This window comes from Streptomyces lincolnensis (assembly GCF_021173675.1).
GTDB lineage: Bacteria > Actinomycetota > Actinomycetes > Streptomycetales > Streptomycetaceae > Streptomyces > Streptomyces lincolnensis_B.
In genome coordinates, this window is record NZ_JAIHON010000024.1 from 56,376 (window position 1) to 75,652 (window position 19,277).

The following is a 19,277-nucleotide window of genomic DNA, read 5'->3' on the forward strand; positions in this document are numbered from 1 at the left end:
CCGGGCTGGTGTCCCACGCCCGGCGACAGGGGGTGCTTGGCGTGGGACGTGTGGCCCGCGTGCGGTCATGCGGATGCACGGGAGTTGACCGTGCGCAGGGGCTTTAGTACTGCAACGGTGCTTGCCGTGACTACTGGTCAGGTCGGTCGTCGGCGTGGTTGTGGGTGGGGACCTTACCGATGTCAGGTTGTGGGCGGGTGAACTGACCGCATTGCACGACCGGTTCGGGCACCGTTTCAACAGGTCGGAGCCGCGCGAATCAGCTCTGGCCTACATTCGGGGGCTGATTGCTCAGCTTGAGCGCAAGAACGGCTGGACGCCGGCCGCACCGAGAACTGCCAGATCGGTGTGTTCCTCGCCCACACCACCGGCCGCGGACGCACGCTGATCGACCGCCGGTTGTATCTGCCCACGTCCTGGACGGACGACCGGCAGCGGTGCCGACGGGTGCGGTGGCGGCGGGCCGGAGCGACCAGAGTGTGCAGGGCGGCGAGGAACGCCTCGCGGTCGCCCTCGTGGGGGCACTGGGTGAACAGTTCCTCGAACTGGTCGATGATCAGAATCGGGCGGTGTCCTGGTATCTCCTTGTCGTGCACATCCTTGGGGGCGTCCGGCGCAGTGGGGTGGCTGGGCTGGCTGGGCAGGCGGTGGCGGCCGCGCTGCAGGGCATCCAGGGTGTGATCGCCGCGCTGGAGTGCGTCACGGACCAGGTCCTCAGGAACGCCCAGGGCGTTCTGGAGTGCGGTCGACAGCGCCTCCAGCGGCCGCTGTCCCGGGGTCAAGCCCTTGAACGGGCCAGTGGCGCGAGCCGGCCGCGGGCGGGGCGCCGCGACCAGGTCGGCGCGCAGCAGAGAGGACTTGTCGGCGCTGGCAGGCCGCCTTCCTGGAGCGTGACGGCCGGCCGGGAGACCAGCACGGCGCTGACCCTCTCGCGGCCGAAGAACCAGGCCGCATCGGCGACTTCGAACGTGGCCAGGCCCGGATAGCGGCACCGGCCGACCGCGGATGCCGCCTCTGCTGCGGCATCGCGGACGAGGCGGGGCAGGACTCCGCCGGTGTGCAGGACCCGGTCACAGGCCCGGGCCACCTCGGTGGTGAGCGGCTTTTTCCCGCTCTCGATCTTGCTGAGGTAGCCCTTGGTGTAGCCGGCTTGCTCCGCCAGGCCGTCCAGGGGCAGAGGACTCGGCTGCCGCGTGCGCAGCTCACGCAGACGGTGGCCCGGCGGCGCGGGCGGGCGGGGCGTTCCGTGCTGCCCAGGTCCGGCGGAACAGGTAACGGGCTGGTTCAACGGTGGTGCTCCATGTCGCCTGGGCCCGCTGCGCCTCCAGTGGGCGATCGCGGAGGGACACTTCGGGGCGCAGCCCCAGGCGGTGCGGGCGGCCTTCTCGCACCAGCTCTCGTACTGGGTGCTGCCCAGCCGGGCCCGGTACCAGGCGATCGCCTGGGCCGCGCCGGCCGGCGCGGCGCGCCGCGGCACCGCTTCCGCGTCATCGGGTGATCGGGGCGGTGCCGGTCGCGGCGATGGACAGGTCCCACAGCCGTGCGGCCGCGTCGGGATCGATGGCGTAGGCGCGGACCCCGCCGTCGTCCATGGACGCTTCTGGGGCGGAGACGCCGGCGATGTCGCAGTCCTGCAGGTAGAGGCCGCCACAGTCGGCGAGGAGAGGGGAGGTGGCGGCCCACAGGCCGGTGGCGGCGCCCTGGGAGGGGGTCTTGAAGTCGGTGGCGGTCACGTTGCCGTGCTCGTCCACCCACCCGCGGTCGATCTGTTCTTGGAGTGTCATTTCCCGCTGCAACCCGGTGATGATCTTGCCTGGATGAAGCGAGAAGGCCCGGACGCCGTCGCCGCGCCCGAGCGTGTCGAGGTGTACGGCGAAGAGGGCGTTGGCGGTCTTGGCCTGGCCGTAGGCCAGCCACTTGTCGTAGCCGGTGCGGAAGTGCGGGTCGTGCCAGCGGATGTCGGTCAGGGTGTGGCCGGCGGAGCTGTTGACCACGACGCGTGCACCGTCGGCGGCGGCCAGGAGCGGGTAGAGCTCGCAGGCGAGGACGAAGTGCCCGAAGTGGTTGGCGGCGAGCTGGCCCTCCCAGCCGGGTCCCACGCGCCGTTCGGGAGTGGCCATGACTCCGGCGACGGCCATGAGCAGATCGAGCCTGGCCAGGGAGTCGCGGATGTGTGCGGCGGCGGCCCGCACGCCGGCGAGGTCGGTCAGGTCCATGGGGACGACCTCGCAGCCCTTCACCTTCGCGAGTGCGGCCCGCGCGATGCCGGGGCGGCGCGCCGGAACGATGACACGGGCTCCGGCGGCCGCGAGGCTACGCGTGGTTTCCAGGCCGAGCCCGGAGTAGCCCCCGGTCACCACGGCGCTCGTGCCGGACAGGTCGAGGCCCGCGGTGACGTCCTGGGCAGTGCTGGTGGCGGAGAAGGGCGAGCCGAGCGGCTGCTGATCAATGCTGGTCATGCCGTCGAAGCTACGATCTAGAGCGAGGTCTAGATCAAGTCCTAGACTGCGACGCATGGTCGGCATCGAGACTCCCGCAACGCCACTGAGCATCGGCGACGTGGCCGAACAGACCGGACTCAGCGTGCACGCGCTGCGCTTCTACGAGCGCGAGGGACTGCTCGTCGGACCGGTCCGGCGAACCTCCGGAGGCCGGCGACGGTACAGCGCGCTCGACGTCGACTGGCTGCTGATCTGCGTCAAGCTGCGGGAATCCGGGATGCCGCTGGCCGACCTCAAGCAGTTCGCCGAGTTGGTGCGGCACGGCCGGGCAACGAGGCGGAACGTCTGCAGCTCCTCGAAGCCCACCGGCGGCGCGTCGACGCACAGATCCAGGCACTCGAGGAGTGCCGGTCCGTCATCACCTGGAAGGTCGGCGTCTACGCCGACCACCTCGCCCGCGGCAAGGCCGAAGGACTCTGGGACCCCACGACCTGAACTCTCACCGGCAGCGCCAGCAACTGTGACGGGTTGAGAAGAGCACCGCGAGACTTCACATTCCCTCGAGACGCGGAAGGACAGGAATGTCGAGGAGACCGCCCATGGAGCAGGCCGAGGAGCGACTTCGACATGAACTGAGCCCTGGACGACAGCCTCTCGCCGAAATGGGGTTGGACGAGGTGTGGCTGAGGTTCGTGCGCTTCGGCTCACAACGCTTCGACACCGCGAACACCCCCGACGCGGATGGTCTGCTCTGCCAGTACGGGACCTACGCCTTCGATGGGCCGCCCGCCTTCACGCTGGACTTTGCCCGGCAGTTCGAGGTCAACAATGCCTCAGGCGGGCATGATCATTACATTCAGCTCCACTGTGAACTTCGGTACGAACCCGTCCCTCAACTTCGGGCGCTGGGGCACTTCGAGTCCTGGTTCTTCCACGACACCGACGAGGAACTCACCGGCTGGGCCGACGGCCTCGGGCTTCACGAATTCTGGACGATCGTCCGCAACTTCCAGCTCACGGAAATCAGGGTCTACCAGGAACAGGTGTGAGCACAGCGGCGCATCGTCCTGCCCGGTGACGCTCCGCGACCGCTCCCCAAGATCTGTGGCGGAGCCGGCTGAACAACGTGACAGCCGCCGCTGGATGGGGCCATCTCCCACAAACCGCATCCCGCACGCAGGAGCCCCGGAACTCGTGAGGGAAGGTCGAGTTCTGGACCATCCTGGACTGGGGCGGATGGAAGCGGTGGCACGCATGGTGAGTAGTGAGGCTTAGTTTCCAGGGTGCCTCGGCAGGAAGGGGCGCTCGGGCCGGGCGGCGCTGAGCATGCCGCCGGTGCAGCTGCTCGCGAAGGCCTGGCCGCCAGTCGACTGTGCGGCTGGACAGGCGATTGGTGGGTCAGTCCAGGCTGTCGTCCAGGAGGTGCCACCAATGACGCAGCCGGAGATCAGGAGGCTGTGGGCGGAGGGCCGGTACAGGTGGTGGGGCCTCTCTCATCCCGGGGTCTGAGAGTGTGGAACGTGGGCTCTTGTCCGTTTCGTGGTTGAGGTTGGGGGAAGGCTCGCTGGTCGCGGGTGGGGGATGGCCGTCAGGCGTCGGGGTGGGCGAACAGGTCGGGTTCGGGTTCGATGAGGATGTCCCGGCTGACCAGGCGTTTCAGTTTGGAGCGGATGCCTTCGGTGTTCTTCGGGAGGATCGGCAGGTCGAGGGCCTGGCAGAGGTCGAGGGCGCGCATCGGTCGGCCCGCGTCGGTCTACGAGGGGTCAGCGGAGCAGCGCTTCCACACGGCAGTGCGGTTCATGAAGGAGGCGGGCGCGCACGCGGTGAAGCTGGAGGGCGGCGAGGAGATGGTGTCGCAGGTGGAGCTGTTGACCCGGTCCGGGATCCCGGTGATGGCGCGCATCGGGTTCACCCGCAGTCCGAACACAGCATTGGGCTACCGGGTGCAGAGGCACGGTGAGGACGCGCAGGGGCTGGTGTCCGCGGGGAAGGCATTGGAGGCGGCCGGTGCGTTCGCTGTGCTGATCGAGATGGTGCTGGCCCGTTTTGGAGCATGGCTCAGTTGGCGTTGAGCCACTTCGTGAAGGTTTGCGCCTTGTCTTTCCACAGGGCTGGATGTGTCATAGACAAGTGTCCCGTTGAATCGTCTGTGGTCGGGCGTACGACGTATCTTCCGTGCTGCACCTTGGTCATGCCTCGCTGCAGGATACCTAGGCTGTCGCGGTAGAATTCGTCGTCGGCAAAGTTCACTGCATACACCTTGGCCGTTATATTCCCTAGGTGAGGCTCGTCGTTGAAATCTTGGGACGCCTCCAACGAGTAGATGAGGTCATTGGCGTCACCGCCGGAGGATTGCGCTTTGACGGCCTGGATAAACTGGTCAGCCTGCCCGGGTGTGGTTACTTCTTCTTGCAGGTGCGAGACACCGTCGATCATCATGCGCGCAAAGCTGGCAGTAGCCGCCGCAGGTGGCTGTTGTTGGTAGTTTCCTCCTTTCCAGGTTGGGTCGGATTTTATTTGATCGACGATGATTTTTCGCCACAGCAGGTTCCGTCCGTTGATCGGCGCTGGGAAGCACGCCACTGGCATGATCCCGTCCATCGCGGATGGGTAAGATTCTGCCCACTGCCAGGCGTTCATGCAGCCCATGGACATCCCCACGACTGCGCGCAGATGCGAAATGCCGAGTGTCTCCGTGACGAGCTTGTGTTGGGGATCGACCATGTCGCCGTACCCATAGTGAGGGAATCTACTCCTGGGTCCATCGCTCGGCTTGCTCGACTGGCCGTGCCCGATCGCGTCGGAAATGATAACCAGATAACGTGTCACATCAAATGGCGCCCCTGGCGCGAAAAGTGACTGCTGAAACTCCGGTGTCAAGAGGGCCTTGCTGCTCGCGCCCGTCCAGTGAAGGAGCAAGATAGCGTTATCGACCACGCCCTTGTGATTTTTATGTGGTTCGCCGAGTAGGGTGTAATGGAGTTTCAGCTGATCGATTGTTTCGCCGTCCCGGAACTTGTAGTTAGCGACAGTGGCGTCCCCTTCGCGGGGAGTCGTCACACCGGACTGGGGCGACGGTGCCCCACTTGCCGCCGTGCCTGCAGCAGCCCGGGGCTCGGTGGCTGACCGCGTGGAACCAGCACAACCTTGAAGCAACGCGCACAGTGCTAGAGCGGTGACAGCGATGGCCACACGGCCAGTCCTGTGCCGTATGAGACCTTTCTTTCCGTGATTTGCGCGTGAGCGTGTCGACATCTTTCTCCTACTTTCCTGGTTGCATACTCAAGGGAAGGATTCCGGAGCCAGGGTCATCGCCCCGGCGAGTCAGAGATCCGCCGCTGGATCATCGAGATCGCCGGGCTCCCGGCCGGGGCGGCGGGACCACGCTGCGGTCCCTGAAGGTGACCAGCGCGTGCGCGGCGCGGCGCTGGCGCGCAGTGAGGCTTCGGCGGCCCTGCCGGAGAGTGAGGTCCGGCCCCAGGGTGATCATCATCGCGGTGAGGGCCGGCATCGGACGCCCGAAGAGCGTGATCTCCTTGATGTGTGCCTCGTGGTCGAGTCGCAGCAGCTGCGCCTCCTCGAACGGCTGGGTCCTTCCCGCGCGTTGTGGAGCACCGCGCACGCGTTGTCCTCGGTCTGGGTGTGGAGGTGGATGTCCTCGACCTCTGTGAACTCGGAGGCCAGGAAATCTCGCAGCAGGCCGGGTCTGTCGAAGTGGAACTGTTCGGTGAGCGGCGGGACGAGTACGACGTCCGCCCTCGAGCACGCGGCCGCGGCGTCACCGCGTTCCATATTCCGAGACGCGCAGGCCGTTGCCGCGGCCGAAGGACAGGTATCGCATGACACCGCCCTCCAAAGTAAATCGATCACTGTACTTTATCGTGTCCGGTGACCGGTCCGAAGTAAAGCGGCCGCTATACTTGAGTGGTGACCAGCACCGAGACGATCCACCGGGGTGGACGTGGCGCACGGGAGCGCATCCTGCGCGCCGCGGCGGAACTGTTCTCGCGAGACGGCATTCACGCCACCGGCGTCGCCCGGCTCGCTGAAGTGGCCCACGTGTCCAGCCGCACCCTGTACCAGCACTTCCCCAGCAAGGAGGCCATCGTCGCCGCCTATCTGGGACGCTTCAGGGCCGAGCCGCCGGTGCCCGCCGTGGCGCAACTGACCCGCGACGACGTCGATCCGCGGCAACGCCTGCTCGCCTTGTTCCGCGAACCCCCGACCAGCCCGGGCGCGGTATATCGCGGATGCGTGTTCCACAACGCCGTCGTCGAGGGTGCAGGCACCATGCCCGACGTAGCAGAACTGGTCCAACAGCACAAGCAAGCATTCACCTACCGCCTGGCTGGGCTTGCCGCCGAAGCAGGCGCCCCCGATCCGGAAACCCTCGCCCGCCGCCTGGCGCTGCTGTTCGACGGAGCCCGCGCGCTGTCCACCTCACTCAATGACACCCAGCCCTTCCGGGACGCCCACGAGGTCGCGGAAATGCTGATCGACCAGGCCATCCCGCTGGCCCCGAACTGACCCCCAGCTGAAGATCACCCCCCCCGCATCTTCGACGCGAGCCGGGATCAATGGCCGCAGCGGTTAGCGTTGTTTTTGGGCTGCCAGTCGCGCCCCTCAACTGACTGTGAAGAACGCACTTCCGGCGCTCGGGTGAAGACTGAGGTCGCGGGAATCTGCGTGTGCTGCCCTTCGGTGTCGCGCGGGAAAGCCCCCGTACTCCTAGTAGTGATGGGGGGTTCGGGACTTGCCCGCCTCTGCGACGAAAACTGATCGCGCCCCTTCGAGTTCATCTTGTGGATCTGCTTGTCGAAAACCTGGGCGGGGGCAACGCGGCGCAGTAGGCGCGCGCGTCCGGCCGTGGGGCTGGCGGTGTAGCGCGGCTTCGGTTTGACGTCGGTGGCCGCCGCGACGATCGCCTCGGCGACGGTCTTGGGGGAGAGGCCGTCGCCGAGCCCTGATGGTGCGCGCCTCTCGTCCCCACGGGGCGACGCACACCGGGGCCACCCCCGCGCAATGGCCCCGTCCTGGGTGAGCCGCATTCCGCTACGCCGGGGCAGCGGTCTTCTCGGGCTCCGTCTCGGCGGGGATGCGATGGAGCCCCTTGCGGTCGTACCACCCGAGCATGCCGAAGCCGAAGAGGGCGGCTGCCGCGAGGGTGGCGGCCATCATGACCCAGCCCCGGGTCAGGCCGGCGTCGGCCTGGGCGTCGTAGTAGAGGATGGAACGGATGCCGCCGGTGATCTGCCGCAGCGGTTCGAACTCCGCCAGGAAGCGGTAGAAGCCGGGCAGGGCCTGGAGGGGGGTGGTGGCCCCGGCCGTGGGCACCGCCATCCCGATGAAGACCAGCGTGACCACCAGCATGCCGGGTGTGCCGAAGACCGCGAGCAGGGTGAGCGCGCCGATCCCGGAGACGGCGATGGCGCACACTGAGTACAGCCACAGCAGCGGCAGATGGGCGGCGTGCATCCCCATGACGCCGACCGCGCCCGCCATGACCAGGCTCCCCATCAGCAGCGACAGACCGGCCATGAGAGTGCTGCTGATGGCGAGGGTCTGCACCCGGGTCGCCCTGATCAGCGGGCGGTGCAGGCGCAGCGGGCCCATGTCGTTGTGGGTGTAGCCGAGGGCGTGGTCGACCTGGCCGCTGATGACGTTGGCGGAGAGCATGACGACGACCACGAGGGTGAGTGCGTAGTAGAACGCTGTCAGGCCCAGGCCGCTGTGCGCATCGAGGGATGGCCGTCCTCGACGGTGACGGCGGCCGGGTCGGCCAGCAGGACGCGTGCCGCGGCGGGCAGTTTCGCCTGCCCGGTCCCGCCCTGGGCCGTGAGTTCCCTGCCCACCTGGAGCGAGGCGCTTTCGGCCGTCTGTGTCGTCGCCGTCCGGGCCAGGCTGGAGCCCACGCTGCCGGCGGACTGGTTGGTCAGCACCGTCAGTGTCGGACGTGTCGGGGTCCCAGTGGTCGTGGCGCTGGTGAGCGCGGTGGTGGCGGAGGTGAAGTCGGCGGGAACGACGAGCGCGCCGTACAGCTTGCCCTTGCCGAGTTCCTCCTTCATCTCCTTCTCGTCCATCACCTTCCAGTCGATCTTGTCCCCGCTCGCGGTGGACTTCTTGATCGACTCGGTGATCCGAGCGCCCAGGTTGACCTGCTCGCCGCCGACGGCGGCCCCCTTGTCGGCGTTGACCAGGCCGACGGGCAGGTTCTTCATGTGATCGACGGGATCGATGTTGGCCCCGACGTAGAACACGGTGAACAGCAGCGCGAGTACGCCGGTGATGACGCCGTTGGCGATCCACAGGGGTTTGGCACGCAGGACGCGGAACGGGTGAATCCCACTCATGACTTACTCCGGTCTCGGACAACACACTCGTATCCAGAGAAGGGCGGACAGCTTCATTGCGGGCCGGCGATCCTCGGAACGTTGAATCTCCGAACACACCGCCTCCGACGCGGAACCCGAGGTGCGGATTCAGCACCCCGACCGGGACTCCGGCTGATGAAACCGGCCGGTTTCAGACCCATTAGCAAACCGACCGGTTTACGGATTCCAGGTCGAGGCGCTGGCCCGCCTCCCAGCAGCGCCGCGAAGCGGCGTGTCGACGCCACTCCTGGTCATCGGGTCGCTTCGAACCGTGAGGGGAGCGGCTCACTTCAGGTCGCGCAAGCCCTGCAGCGCACTAGACCGGCAAGCCCTGCCTCGACCGGGTCCGCGCCCGGGGCGGGGCCGACCGCTGCACTGCTGGGGTGCGCACCGGGACGGCGGCCAGGCGGCCGCCTGACGCGAGCCGGAGAGGTCACACGAGCCTGACCGGGCCGGCGTCGATCGGCAGGCGGACCAGGAGATAGGGCTTGCGGCGCAGGTCCTGGCCCTCGTGGAAGGGCGCTAGCCGGTCGAGCTGGTTGGCGGTGGCGTACAGGTGCCGGTCCGAGGCGATGGACAGGGTGTCGATCCAGTTCAGGTCGCCCCCCTGGGCGAGGGTCCGGTAGGTGCCGTTCGGGCTTCTGCGCCAGATGGCGTTGTGTTCCAGGTCGCCGCCGTAGAGCCGCCCCTTGTCGTCGCTCTCCAGGCCGTCGGCCATCGGCTTGAACCCGAGGTCCTCGACCGTCGCTGCCACCTCGGCGTCCGTGGCGTCCGGGTCGGCGAGGGCGTCGGTGGACACGCTGTGCAGCCGGCGGCTGGAGAGCGGGCAGTAGTAGAGGCGCGTGCCGTCGGCGCTGAGAGCGATGCCGTCGGAGCCGGTCTCGTAGGAGGTGGGCTCGCCGCCCGCGGGGCGGACCATGAAGGGCTGGCCATCGATGACCGGAACGAAGTCCGGGTCCGGGAGTGCCGAAGGGTGCCCGGTCAGTCGCCGCCAGGAGCGGCCGGTGGCGAGGTCGACCACGATGATGCCGTTGGAGCCGCCCGAGTCAGTGATGAAGGCCATGCCTTCGGCGCCACGCCGCAGGTCGAAGCGGACGTCGTTGGGATAGCTGTTGGCCGGCACCACCTCGGGCGGGAGGAGGATCTTCCGTACGATGCGGTCGGTGCGCAGGTCGACGGCCACGAGTTTGGGGCCGCCGTAGGAGGACCCGGCGAACAGCGGGCTTCCGGTATCGAGGATCCATAGCCGGTCGGCCGCGTCGACGACGACGCTCTGCACCGACTGGAAGTGCCCGGCCAGGTCGGAGGCGTCCTGGCGGTTCACCTCGGCGTCGGGGTAGGCCACCGGTTTCCCGCCGCGCAGTTCGGCGACGGTGAACGGGACGTCGTCGCCCCAGCGGGGGAAGTTGACGAAGATGCGGCCGCGGCGCGAGACGGTGACACCCGTCGGCATCGCGCCCCAGAAGTGGGCAACCACCTCGTAGTGACCGGCTGTTGAACCGGCGGGGGAGGCGGAGGCGTAGGCGGGTCCGGCGAGTTGGGTGGCAGCCAGCGACGCGGTGGTCGCCGTAAGGAACGTACGTCGCTTCATGGGAGCGTCTCCTGCTGGGTCAAGTTGCTGGAAGGTGCGGCGAGTTGCCGCAGCACCTCGGCGCGTGGGGGGGATTGGCCGGACACTGCCGTGGCCGGTGGAGGCCGCCATCAGGAGCGCTGTCTGCCGAGGACATCGCCTGCGGCTACCACCAACTCCTGGAAGGAGAACGGGGTCAAACGGCCGGTGGACCCGGTGCTCTCAGGTCTACCGGGCTGCTGGGCGGGTCTTCGCGACCATGCTGCGGTCCCCCGAGGAGACCATCGCGTGTATGGGGATGGTGCTGACGCTGATGAGCGTCGCAAGGCCCCGGCGGCCCTGTTGGCGGGCCAGCGCCGGGCCCATGAGGTGCATCAGGGCGGTGAGGGCCGGCATCGGACGCCCGAAGAGCGTGATCTCCGTGATGCGTGCTTGGTCGTCGAGCCGCAGCAGCTGCACCTCCTCGAACGACTGGGAACCCACCCGCGCCCGGTAGACCAGGGCGTACGTGTCGCCCTCGCCGGTCTGGGTGTGGTAGTGGACGTCCTTGACCGCCTTGAACGCCACGGTCAGGAAGTCGCGCAGCTGGTCGGATCCCTCGAAGCGGAACTGATCGGTGAGCGGCGAGCTGAGCACGACATCCGGGCTCAGGCACGCGACCGCGGCGTCGACATCACCGCGTTCCTCGGCGGAGCGCCAGCGCGCCACGGTGGTGGCGGCGGCGGATTGCAGGGTCTCGGACACAGGGCTCTCCCGGTATCAACGGCGCGAACGGGTTTGTGGGTGGCGGGATGCGCGGGTGGCGGGTGTCAGCCGGCGAGCTTGTTCATCGTGCGGACCTGCTTGTCCAGGGCCCAGGCGGGAACGAAGCGGAGCATGCGTGCGCGTCCGGCCATGGGGCCGGCGGCGTAGCGCAGTTTCGGCTTCTTGTCGGTCGCTGCCGTGACGATCGCCTTGGCGACGACGGCGGGGTGGTCGCCGGCCTTGATCGCCTCCTCCATCAGGCGGTCGAAGACCTGCCGCTGGTCCGCGTAGACCGGCAGGGGCGAGTCGGGCTTCGTGCTGTTGGCCTCGAACCCGGTGTTGGTGTAAGCGGGTTCGACAATGAGCGAGCGGACGCCGTACACCCGGACCTCGTGGTCCAGGGACTGGGAGTAGCCCTCGATCGCGTGCTTGGACGCGCCGTAGACGGCCATGTAGGGGGCGGGGATGAAGCCCTGCACGGAGGAGAGGTTGATGATGCGGCCGCGTCCGCGGGATCGCATGTGCGGCAGGACCTCCCTCACCATGCGCATGACGCCGAAGACGTTGATGTCGAAGACGCCCTGGGCCTGAGTGAGGGAGGTTTCCTCGGCCGCGCCGATCGAGCCGATGCCGGCGTTGTTGACCAGGACGTCGATCCGCCCGAACCGCGCGATCACCTGCTGGACCACGGCAGCCACCGACTTGTCGCTGACCACGTCGAGGTCGAAGAACGTCACCCCGCCCAGCGGGGCGACCCGCGCGGTGTCACGGCCCGTGCCGGCCACCTCGAAACCCGCCGCGACCAGCGCGAGCGCGGTTTCCTTCCCGATGCCGGAGGATGCGCCCGTCACCAGGGCAACCGGCCGATTTGTCGTCATCTTGCACTCCCGAAGCCATCTGGAAACCGACCGGTTTCCTCTGGGTCTCACTGTAAAGTGATCGGTTTACATTGCGCAAGCTCAAGCACGGAACTGATCCCGGCTCGCGCCGCCGGCCGGCTTCAGGTGGGGCTTTCCGGCGCCCGCCGGCATGGCGGCACGGGCCGGATGGTCAGGCAGGACATACGCGAGAGCGTCATCCCCGCGTCGCGATCGCGAGTTCGCGCTCAAGGGCTACTAAGACACCCCTGCCGAGGCGATTGCCAAGCGGGACGGTGTCACGCAGCTGTACCCCTTCCGACTCCTCCCGGGCGAGAAGACGATCGCCGCCGCCTTGACGCGGAGCACGGAAAACGCCTGCCTGGCGTTCGAGAGCGTGGGCGAAAGGATGACAGGCACGAGCGGCCTCCCGCGCCCTCAGTTCTTCAGGTGGGCGAAGCCGTACTCCAGCGGCCCCCGTGCTGCAGCAAGGGCCTTGTTGGACAGCTTCTGCCCGCGCATCAGCGGCCAGGTTCCGGGCGGCCCTGTAGCCGGTGATCACCGCCGGATCGGCGTCGGGACCGCTGTCGTCGAGCCCGACGAATCCCAGGTCGGCGATGGCTCCGAGGCCGGCCGCCCGCAGCCTGACGGTGAGCCGGTCGTGACGGCAGGCGGTGATCTACGAGGTGCTTCCGGGCCGGGCCGCCGAGCCCACAGCAGCCCTTGTCGCCGGTGAGCGCGATCAGCTCCCGCGATGCAACACTGTCGTCATGGTTCGCGGCCGCTCAGTCCGATCGCTTTTGCGTCGCTTCCGGGCGGATGATGCGCATGGAACCCGTCCGACAGTCGGCAGGTGCGCCGCACCTGCGTTCATTGCGCAATGTTTCCCGTCAGCTTGCCTGATCGAAACTGGGCCGCCGAGTGCGAGTGCGCCGGGCTGGTGAGCAGGGGGGGCGTGGACTGCCGTCCGGTGCGCAAAGCTCCTGAGGGAATCCGGGGCTGCGTGATCAGGACTGGTCGCTGATGGTCCGGTAGGCCGCGATGTACAGGGTGTGACACAGGTCGATCAGTTCTTCGACGGTGGCGTTCTGGTGGCCGAGCGTCCAGTCCACGAGGAGTTCGTTGACTCCGCCGACCAGGCTCATCGCGGTCATGGTGAGCCGGTTGGAGAGGGCATCCGAGGCGGGGAGCGGTCCGACGACGACGGCGACCATTGCGGCGAATTCGTGCAGGACCTCACGGCGCCGTACTTCGAGGCGGGGGCTGGCGCCCACGACCTCGATGAGCACCAGGCGGGCCGTGCGGGCGTCGCCGGCCAGTGCGCGGATGAACACCTCAAGGCCGGCGCGCAGTTGGGCGTCGACATCGGGTGCGGCAGCGGCTGCGGCCTGCGCGGTTTCGGCTTGGATCGTAGTGATCAGCTCGTTGTAGACCCCGGCGAGAAGGTCTTCGCGGTCGCGGAAGGACTCGTAGAAGTAGCGCTCGGTCAGTCCGGCGTGCGAGCACACCTGCTTGACGGAGACCGAGGCATATCCGGCCGTGCCGAACAGGTCGAGGCCCGCCTGGAGGAGGCGGGTGCGGCGCTCCTGCTGTCGTTGCGCCGCGTCGCGTCCGCCGTAGCGCCGCCCGGCGGTCTGTGTGCCGGTCATTTCTCCCCTTCGCAGAGGTGTTGACACCGGTGTGCTCCGAACTGACACTCTAGCTTGTCAGTTCATCTGACACGGTGACGTGTCAGACACGCGTGAGGCCGCTTTCCGCTCGGCGTTCCGTGCTCAGGGCAAGAAAGGGGCTCGACCGTGGCAGCACCGCCCAAAGACCCGTACCCGTTCAGCCGGAGAAACCGCGACAGGCTCCCCCACACACAGCCGCTGACCGGCAAAGTGATCGCTGTCACCGGGGCGGGGCGCGGGATCGGGCGTGCCGTGGCAGCGCGGCTCGCCGCGGCCGGAGCCGCCGTGGCGATCGGCGATCTCGACGCGGAGCTCGCCACGGAGACGGCTGGTGCCATCGGCGCGCATCCCGGTGGCCGACTGCTCGGGCTGTCTCTCGACGTCACCGACACCCATTCCTTCAAAGACTTCCTGCGCACCGTCGAGACCCAGCTGGGGCCGGTCGACGTACTGATCAACAACGCCGGAATCATGTGGGTGGGCCCCTTCGAGGAGGAACCGGAGGAAGCCGCCCTGCGCCAGTTCGACATCAACGTCCACGGCGTACTGCGTGGGATGAAACTCGTGATCCCGGGGATGCGGAAACGCGGTCGCGGCCACGTGGTGAACATCGCCTCCGCCGCCAGCAAGGTCGCCCCGGCCGGCGAGGCGACCTACGCGGCGACGAAGCACGCCCTCCACGGCTACAGCACAGCCGTCCGCGCCGAACTGCGCGGCACCGGCGTGCACGTGTCCTTGGTGATGCCCGGCGTCGTGGACACCGAGCTGGCCGTGGGCACCGCGACCGGCCCCACCCGACGCCTGACGACGGATCAGGTGGCCGACGCGGTGCTCGACGTCGTGCTGCGCCCGCGGTTCGAGGTGTTCATCCCACGCCAGGTAGCCGCCCTGACCCGGTTGGCCGCGCTGCTCCCGGGCCGTGCCCGCGACGCCCTGCATCACCTCCTTGTCCCCGACCAGCTCGCCGCCCTGTCCGACCGGTCGGTCCGCGCGGCCTACGAGCAGCGCACCCGGACCGCCCGCCATCCCGAAGGATGAGACCGTGACCACCACGCCCAAGCCGGCGCCCAGCGCGAAGAAGGCCCAGGACGCCGCCGCTCCGCGTCCCATCCCCGAATTCGAAGGTGTCCACGACGTATGGCCCCGCGGTGACCGGCTGCACGCCGTGCGCCGCGCCGCGGCCACGTACCGCGAGCGGTTCGTCCAGCAGGGCCGCATCCACGCCGTCCGCACTTTCGACATCGCCGCCGCCCCGTACCCGACCCGGTTCGGCTTCCACGGCGCCGCGCTCGCCGTCAACCCGTTCGTGAGCATCGTCAACCGCATGCTCGTCGTGCAGTTCGACGGCTTCGACGGTGAGCCGAAAACACTGGTGTGGGAGCCGACCGTCGCCGCCGGAACGGCTCAAGCACCGTTCTACGCCCAGCTCAAGCGTCTGGCGGGGGACTTCCTCACCGAGCACGTCTTCGCCCGCTACTACCACGACCCGAACACCGTCCTGCCCTCCTGCGGTCTGCGACCCGAGGACGTGGACTTCGTCAGCTTCGACCACCTGCACGTCCAGGACGTGCGCATGATCATGGGAAGTACCAGCACCATTCCCGGCGAACGGGCGCCCCGCGAAGCGCTGTTCCCGCGCGCCCGGTTGTTGGTGCACCGCAGGGAGCTGGGCACCTTCCAATCCGTGCATCCGATGCAGTGGGCCTGGTACGTCGACGGAGGCATGGACGGCGTACCGGACGAGCGCATCACCGCCTTCGACGGCGATGTCGAACTCGGCGTCGGCGTCAGCCTGCTGTGGACCCCCGGCCATACGGACGGCAACCACTCCCTGGTACTGAACACCCCCGACGGGGTGTGGGTCTCCTCCGAGAACGGAATCTCGGCCGACAACTGGCAGCCCGAGCTCTCCCGCATCCCCGGGGTGCGCCGCCACGCCGCGTTCTACGGCCGTGAGGTGGTGCCCAACGCCAACACCCTGGAGGACTCTCTCGACCAGTACGACTCCATGGTCAAGGAGAAGACCCTCGCCGACCCCAGCCGGCGCGATCCGCGCTGGCTGCAGATCCTGCCCTCCTCGGAGCTGGCCCCCTTCAAACGGCAGTGGCCGGTGCTGCCCAGCTTCATCCACGGCGGTCTGAACTACGGCGAACTGACCCCAGCCGGGGGTGGCCGATGACCGGCCCGGCCGCCCGCCGGATCGCCGCTGACGGCGTGGAGTTGGCCGCCTACCAATGGGGAGCGCCCACGGCTCCTCCGGTGGTGCTGGTCCACGGCTATCCGGACACCAGCGCCGTGTGGCGCCCCGTCGCCGAGCGCCTGGCCGACCGCTTCCACGTCACCGCCTTCGACGTGCGGGGAGCCGGTGCCTCCCACCGTCCCAGGGGTCTGCGCGCCTACCGGATGTCCCGCCTGGAAGCCGACCTGGAGGCGGTTCTCGACGCCGTGAGCCCCGACCGCCCGGTGCACCTGGTCGGACACGACTGGGGATCGATCCACTCCTGGGAGTCGGTCACCGGCACCCGCCTGGCCGGGCGGATCGCCTCGTTCACCTCCATCTCCGGACCCTGCCTGGACCACGTCGGCCACCTGATCCGTGCCCGCGTCCGCCCGCGGCATCCGGATCTGCCGAAGATGCTGTGGCAGGGCGTACGGTCCTGGTACGTCGCCTTCTTCCACCTTCCGCTGCTGCCCGCCCTGACCTGGAGAGCACTGGGACACCGCTGGCGCGCCTTCCTCACCGGCTCCCAGGGCATGCCCGGACACACCGCCTACCCCGCGCCGACGCTGGCCCGCGACGCCGTGTCCGGCACCGCGCTCTACCGCGCCAACATGCTGCCCCGCCTGCTGCGTCCCCGGGGCCGGCCAACCACCGTCCCGGTCCAACTGATCATCCCCACGCGCGACTTCTGCGTCACCCCGGTGCTGTCGTACGGAGTGGAGCACTGGACGCGCCAGATACAACGGCGCCCGATCGACGCCGGGCACTGGGTACAGCTCAGCCACCCCGAGGAGGTCGCGTCCCGGATCGCAGAATTCGCCCACCGCACCGAAGACAGCTCCGACCGCAGCCCGGACCACACCACGCACCCGATCTGACAGACCAACAGACCAACAGGCCGGCAGTACTGGACGGCTGCCTGACCGCCCCTTTCCAAACTTCGATCGCTGACGCCGGAGGAACCTGTCATGTTCCGAGCCGCACATGCCCACCGGGAGAGTCCGCCCGAGCCCATCGACCACCACGACCTGGTGCTGCGACCCCGGGACGTCACCTTCCACTGGAGCGCCACCCCGCTGCACTGGCTGCCGGGTGAGCCCTTCGCGACCCACACCATCGATGTGCTCCACCTCATGCTCCCCGAACTAGAACGCTGGTTCGTGCGCACCTTCGAGCAGGCACTGCCACTGATCACCGACGACCGGCTGCGCGAGGACGTACGCGGCTTCATCGGCCAGGAGGCGATGCACGCCGAGGCGCACCAGGAGGTCCTCGAGCACCTGCTCACCAAAGGGCTGGACCCGGCCCCGTACACCCTGCAGTCCGAATGGATCTTCCGAAGGGTGCTCGGAGACCGGCCGGAGCTGACGCTGGCCGCCGCACACGCGCACCTCCTCCAACGGCTCGCCCTCATAGCGGCCTTTGAGCACTTCACCGCGTACATGGGTCACTGGATTCTCAGCAACGAGCACCTGGACCAGGCCGGCGCGGACCCCGCCATGCTCGATCTGTTCCGCTGGCACGGCGCGGAGGAGGTCGAACACCGCTCGGTCGCGTTCGACCTGCTGGTGCACCTCGACCCCCGGTACCGACGCCGAGTGGTCGGCATGCTCGTCACCGCTCCGGCGCTGACCCGGCTGTGGATCCGCGGAGTCCGCTTCCTGATGGCCGCCGACCCCGAACTCGACGACCGGATCAAGGTCCGCTTCCGCGACTACCTGGCCGCGACCCGCAAGGACCTGTTGCCCCCGCCGGGCGCGTTCACCCGCTCGGTGCTGCGCTACTTCCGCCCCGGCTACCACCCGACGCAAGAGGGCTCGACCCAACTGGCGGTCGCCTACCTGGCGGCGTCCCCCGCTGCCCGAGCGGCTGCCCAGTGACCCGGCAACCAGCAAGGCATCCCATGAACACCATCACACCTGTCACCCGGCCACCGGACCTGTACGGCAGGCCGCGCAGCGACTCCTTCATGCAGAAGCTGGCGGCTTTGAGCGACCACGCAGTCACACGCCTCGCGCGGCGCACCACTCCTCACACTCCTCCCAGGCGCCCGCCAGCCACCGAGATGCCCGTGATCCGGGAACTGGTGGTCGCTGCCAAGCACCAAGAGGCCGAGGACGTCGTCTCCCTGCGGCTGGCAGCACCCGACGGGGCGATACTCCCGCCCTGGCAGCCCGGCGCCCACATCGAACTGCACCTGCCCTCCGGCCGCAAGCGGCAGTACTCACTGTGCGGCGACCCCGCCGACCGGTACCGGTACCGCATCGCGGTGCGCCGCATCGCCAACGGCCAAGGCGGTTCGGCCGAGGTACACGACGCCCTCACAGACAGTATGCGGGTCGCCGTCACCGGGCCCCGGAACGCCTTCCCCTTCGCCGCCGAGGCATCCATCCTGTTCATCGCAGGCGGCATCGGCATCACCCCCATCCTGCCGATGGCCCGAGAAGCCGCCCGCCGCGGGCTGGACTGGCGACTCGTGCACACCGGCCGCAGCCGCGCCTCGATGCCTTTCGCGGCAGAACTGGCCGAACTCGCGGCCGCAGCCCCCAGCAGGGTCTCCATCCGTCCTGACGACGAGTTCAGCGCGCCAGAAACAGCCGATCTGTTGAACTTGAGCCCGGCGGAGGGTGCGGTGTACTGCTGCGGCCCCGCGCCCATGATCGACGGCGTTCGGCGCGCGTTCGGTGACAGCCGCGCGTCAGCCCTGCACTTCGAGCGTTTCGCCCCGCCCCCGATCACGGACGGCCGTCCCTTCGAACTTCAGCTGGGCGGCACCGGACGGGTACTGCCGGTGCCGCACGACCGCTCCGCCCTGGATGTTCTCCACGAGGCCCTGCCGGACCTGCCCTTCTCCTGCCGCCAGGGGTTCTGCGGCACCTGCCAGGTACGGGTGGCCCAGGGCCACGTCGATCACCGTGACCGCCGGCTCACCGCCACCGAACGAGCGGCCGGCGCCATGCTGCCCTGTGTCTCACGTGCACCGGAAGGACAGCGGTTGGTGCTGGAAGTGTGAGCGATGGCCGAGCGCCCGTCGAGGAAGTCTTGCATGACGCCCTCCGGCCCTCTTGCCGACGCCGTCAGAGAGGTCTGCACGGTGAGCGGTGTAACTCTTGAGCTGGAAGCGGCAGTTGATGACTGACGTGACGAGTGACACCGAGGGGCCGGGAAGGCTGCTGTGAGGGGGGCGAGGGCCGTGGATGACGGTTGGTCGCCGAGTTGGTTGCGCGGGCTCAGGCCGGTGGCGCGAAGCTCACCGGGGGACGGCCTCCTGCAACAGCTGACCAAGCGGGTGCTGGAATCGGCGCTGGAGGGCGAGCTCACTGATCATCTGGGGCACGAGCCCGGTGAGCGGGCCGCGGGTGGCCGGGGGAACTACCGCAACAGGCACCGGGCCCAGCCGGTG

At 68.4% G+C, this 19,277-nt stretch carries 17 protein-coding genes and 5 pseudogenes; 11 read left to right on the forward strand and 11 right to left on the reverse strand.

All coding sequences use genetic code 11. From position 1 onward, the window contains the following. Positions 1-160 precede the first annotated feature (160 nt). Positions 161-447: pseudogene (locus tag K4B79_RS44510) on the forward strand (transposase); the annotation flags it as partial. Between the two features lie 80 nt (positions 448-527). Here K4B79_RS44510 and K4B79_RS48795 read toward each other — a convergent pair. The 3 genes and pseudogenes from K4B79_RS48795 to K4B79_RS44520 form a co-directional block, all read right to left on the reverse strand. Then, a pseudogene (locus K4B79_RS48795) lies at positions 528-851 on the reverse strand (hypothetical protein); the annotation flags it as partial. Beyond that, the gene (locus tag K4B79_RS44515) at positions 779-1,288 is read right to left on the reverse strand and encodes a helix-turn-helix domain-containing protein (RefSeq protein WP_232033169.1); all 510 of its coding nucleotides are present in this window, start codon (positions 1,286-1,288) and stop codon (positions 779-781) included. The pseudogene K4B79_RS48795 and the gene K4B79_RS44515, both read right to left, overlap by 73 nt. A gap of 199 nt (positions 1,289-1,487) precedes the next feature. Continuing rightward, a complete protein-coding gene (locus K4B79_RS44520; RefSeq protein ID WP_232033170.1) occupies positions 1,488-2,459 on the reverse strand; it encodes an SDR family NAD(P)-dependent oxidoreductase in 972 nt (323 codons plus the stop codon). 55 nt (positions 2,460-2,514) lie between these two features. Here K4B79_RS44520 and K4B79_RS44525 point away from each other — a divergent pair. Then, positions 2,515-2,936, forward strand: a pseudogene (locus K4B79_RS44525) (MerR family transcriptional regulator). Positions 2,937-3,040: 104 nt separating this feature from the next. After that, positions 3,041-3,490 (forward strand): hypothetical protein, encoded by a 450-nt coding sequence (locus K4B79_RS44530; RefSeq protein ID WP_232033171.1) that lies wholly within the window; start codon positions 3,041-3,043, stop codon positions 3,488-3,490. Between the two features lie 539 nt (positions 3,491-4,029). Here the strand turns inward: K4B79_RS44530 and K4B79_RS44535 are convergent. Continuing rightward, positions 4,030-4,176: a hypothetical protein gene (locus tag K4B79_RS44535; RefSeq protein ID WP_232033172.1), complete on the reverse strand. Its 147-nt coding sequence runs from the start codon at positions 4,174-4,176 to the stop codon at positions 4,030-4,032. Between the two features lie 64 nt (positions 4,177-4,240). Here K4B79_RS44535 and K4B79_RS44540 point away from each other — a divergent pair, with 64 nt between their 5' ends. Continuing rightward, positions 4,241-4,513, forward strand: a complete 273-nt coding sequence (locus K4B79_RS44540; RefSeq protein ID WP_232033173.1) for a 3-methyl-2-oxobutanoate hydroxymethyltransferase — start codon at positions 4,241-4,243, stop codon at positions 4,511-4,513. Here the strand turns inward: K4B79_RS44540 and K4B79_RS44545 are convergent. Beyond that, a complete protein-coding gene (locus K4B79_RS44545; protein WP_232033174.1) occupies positions 4,500-5,633 on the reverse strand; it encodes an alpha/beta fold hydrolase in 1,134 nt (377 codons plus the stop codon). The two genes, K4B79_RS44540 and K4B79_RS44545, sit on opposite strands and share 14 nt — an antisense overlap. A 151-nt stretch (positions 5,634-5,784) precedes the next feature. Beyond that, a complete protein-coding gene (locus tag K4B79_RS44550; protein WP_232033175.1) occupies positions 5,785-6,063 on the reverse strand; it encodes a hypothetical protein in 279 nt (92 codons plus the stop codon). Between the two features lie 305 nt (positions 6,064-6,368). On the opposite strand from K4B79_RS44550, the gene K4B79_RS44555 reads away from it, so the two are divergent. Next, complete coding sequence (locus K4B79_RS44555; protein WP_232033176.1) at positions 6,369-6,968, forward strand: TetR/AcrR family transcriptional regulator; 600 nt, start codon at positions 6,369-6,371, stop codon at positions 6,966-6,968. Between the two features lie 525 nt (positions 6,969-7,493). On the opposite strand, the pseudogene K4B79_RS48800 reads toward K4B79_RS44555, so the two are convergent. From K4B79_RS48800 to K4B79_RS44590, 5 genes and pseudogenes are all read right to left on the reverse strand, one after another. Continuing rightward, positions 7,494-8,791, reverse strand: a pseudogene (locus tag K4B79_RS48800) (SNG1 family protein). A 454-nt stretch (positions 8,792-9,245) separates the two neighbouring features. Next, positions 9,246-10,403 (reverse strand): major royal jelly family protein, encoded by a 1,158-nt coding sequence (locus K4B79_RS44575; RefSeq protein WP_232033179.1) that lies wholly within the window; start codon positions 10,401-10,403, stop codon positions 9,246-9,248. A 207-nt stretch (positions 10,404-10,610) separates the two neighbouring features. Then, positions 10,611-11,126 carry a nuclear transport factor 2 family protein gene (locus K4B79_RS44580; protein ID WP_232033180.1) on the reverse strand — a complete coding sequence of 172 codons (516 nt, stop codon included), beginning with the start codon at positions 11,124-11,126 and terminating at the stop codon, positions 10,611-10,613. 65 nt (positions 11,127-11,191) lie between these two features. Next, positions 11,192-12,004, reverse strand: a complete 813-nt coding sequence (locus tag K4B79_RS44585; protein WP_232033181.1) for an oxidoreductase — start codon at positions 12,002-12,004, stop codon at positions 11,192-11,194. 986 nt (positions 12,005-12,990) lie between these two features. After that, positions 12,991-13,632 carry a TetR/AcrR family transcriptional regulator gene (locus K4B79_RS44590; protein WP_232033182.1) on the reverse strand — a complete coding sequence of 214 codons (642 nt, stop codon included), beginning with the start codon at positions 13,630-13,632 and terminating at the stop codon, positions 12,991-12,993. 147 nt (positions 13,633-13,779) lie between these two features. Here K4B79_RS44590 and K4B79_RS44595 point away from each other — a divergent pair, with 147 nt between their 5' ends. The 6 genes and pseudogenes from K4B79_RS44595 to K4B79_RS48890 all read left to right on the forward strand — a co-directional run. Further along, positions 13,780-14,691 (forward strand): SDR family oxidoreductase, encoded by a 912-nt coding sequence (locus tag K4B79_RS44595; RefSeq protein ID WP_232033183.1) that lies wholly within the window; start codon positions 13,780-13,782, stop codon positions 14,689-14,691. 4 nt (positions 14,692-14,695) lie between these two features. Further along, a complete protein-coding gene (locus K4B79_RS44600; RefSeq protein WP_232033184.1) occupies positions 14,696-15,832 on the forward strand; it encodes a hypothetical protein in 1,137 nt (378 codons plus the stop codon). Next, positions 15,829-16,752: an alpha/beta fold hydrolase gene (locus tag K4B79_RS44605; RefSeq protein WP_232033185.1), complete on the forward strand. Its 924-nt coding sequence runs from the start codon at positions 15,829-15,831 to the stop codon at positions 16,750-16,752. Before K4B79_RS44600 ends, K4B79_RS44605 begins: the two co-directional genes overlap by 4 nt. A gap of 90 nt (positions 16,753-16,842) precedes the next feature. Then, positions 16,843-17,754 carry a metal-dependent hydrolase gene (locus tag K4B79_RS44610; protein WP_232033186.1) on the forward strand — a complete coding sequence of 304 codons (912 nt, stop codon included), beginning with the start codon at positions 16,843-16,845 and terminating at the stop codon, positions 17,752-17,754. A gap of 23 nt (positions 17,755-17,777) precedes the next feature. Further along, a complete protein-coding gene (locus K4B79_RS44615; protein WP_232033187.1) occupies positions 17,778-18,887 on the forward strand; it encodes a PDR/VanB family oxidoreductase in 1,110 nt (369 codons plus the stop codon). 191 nt (positions 18,888-19,078) lie between these two features. After that, positions 19,079-19,277, forward strand: a pseudogene (locus K4B79_RS48890) (transposase); the annotation flags it as partial.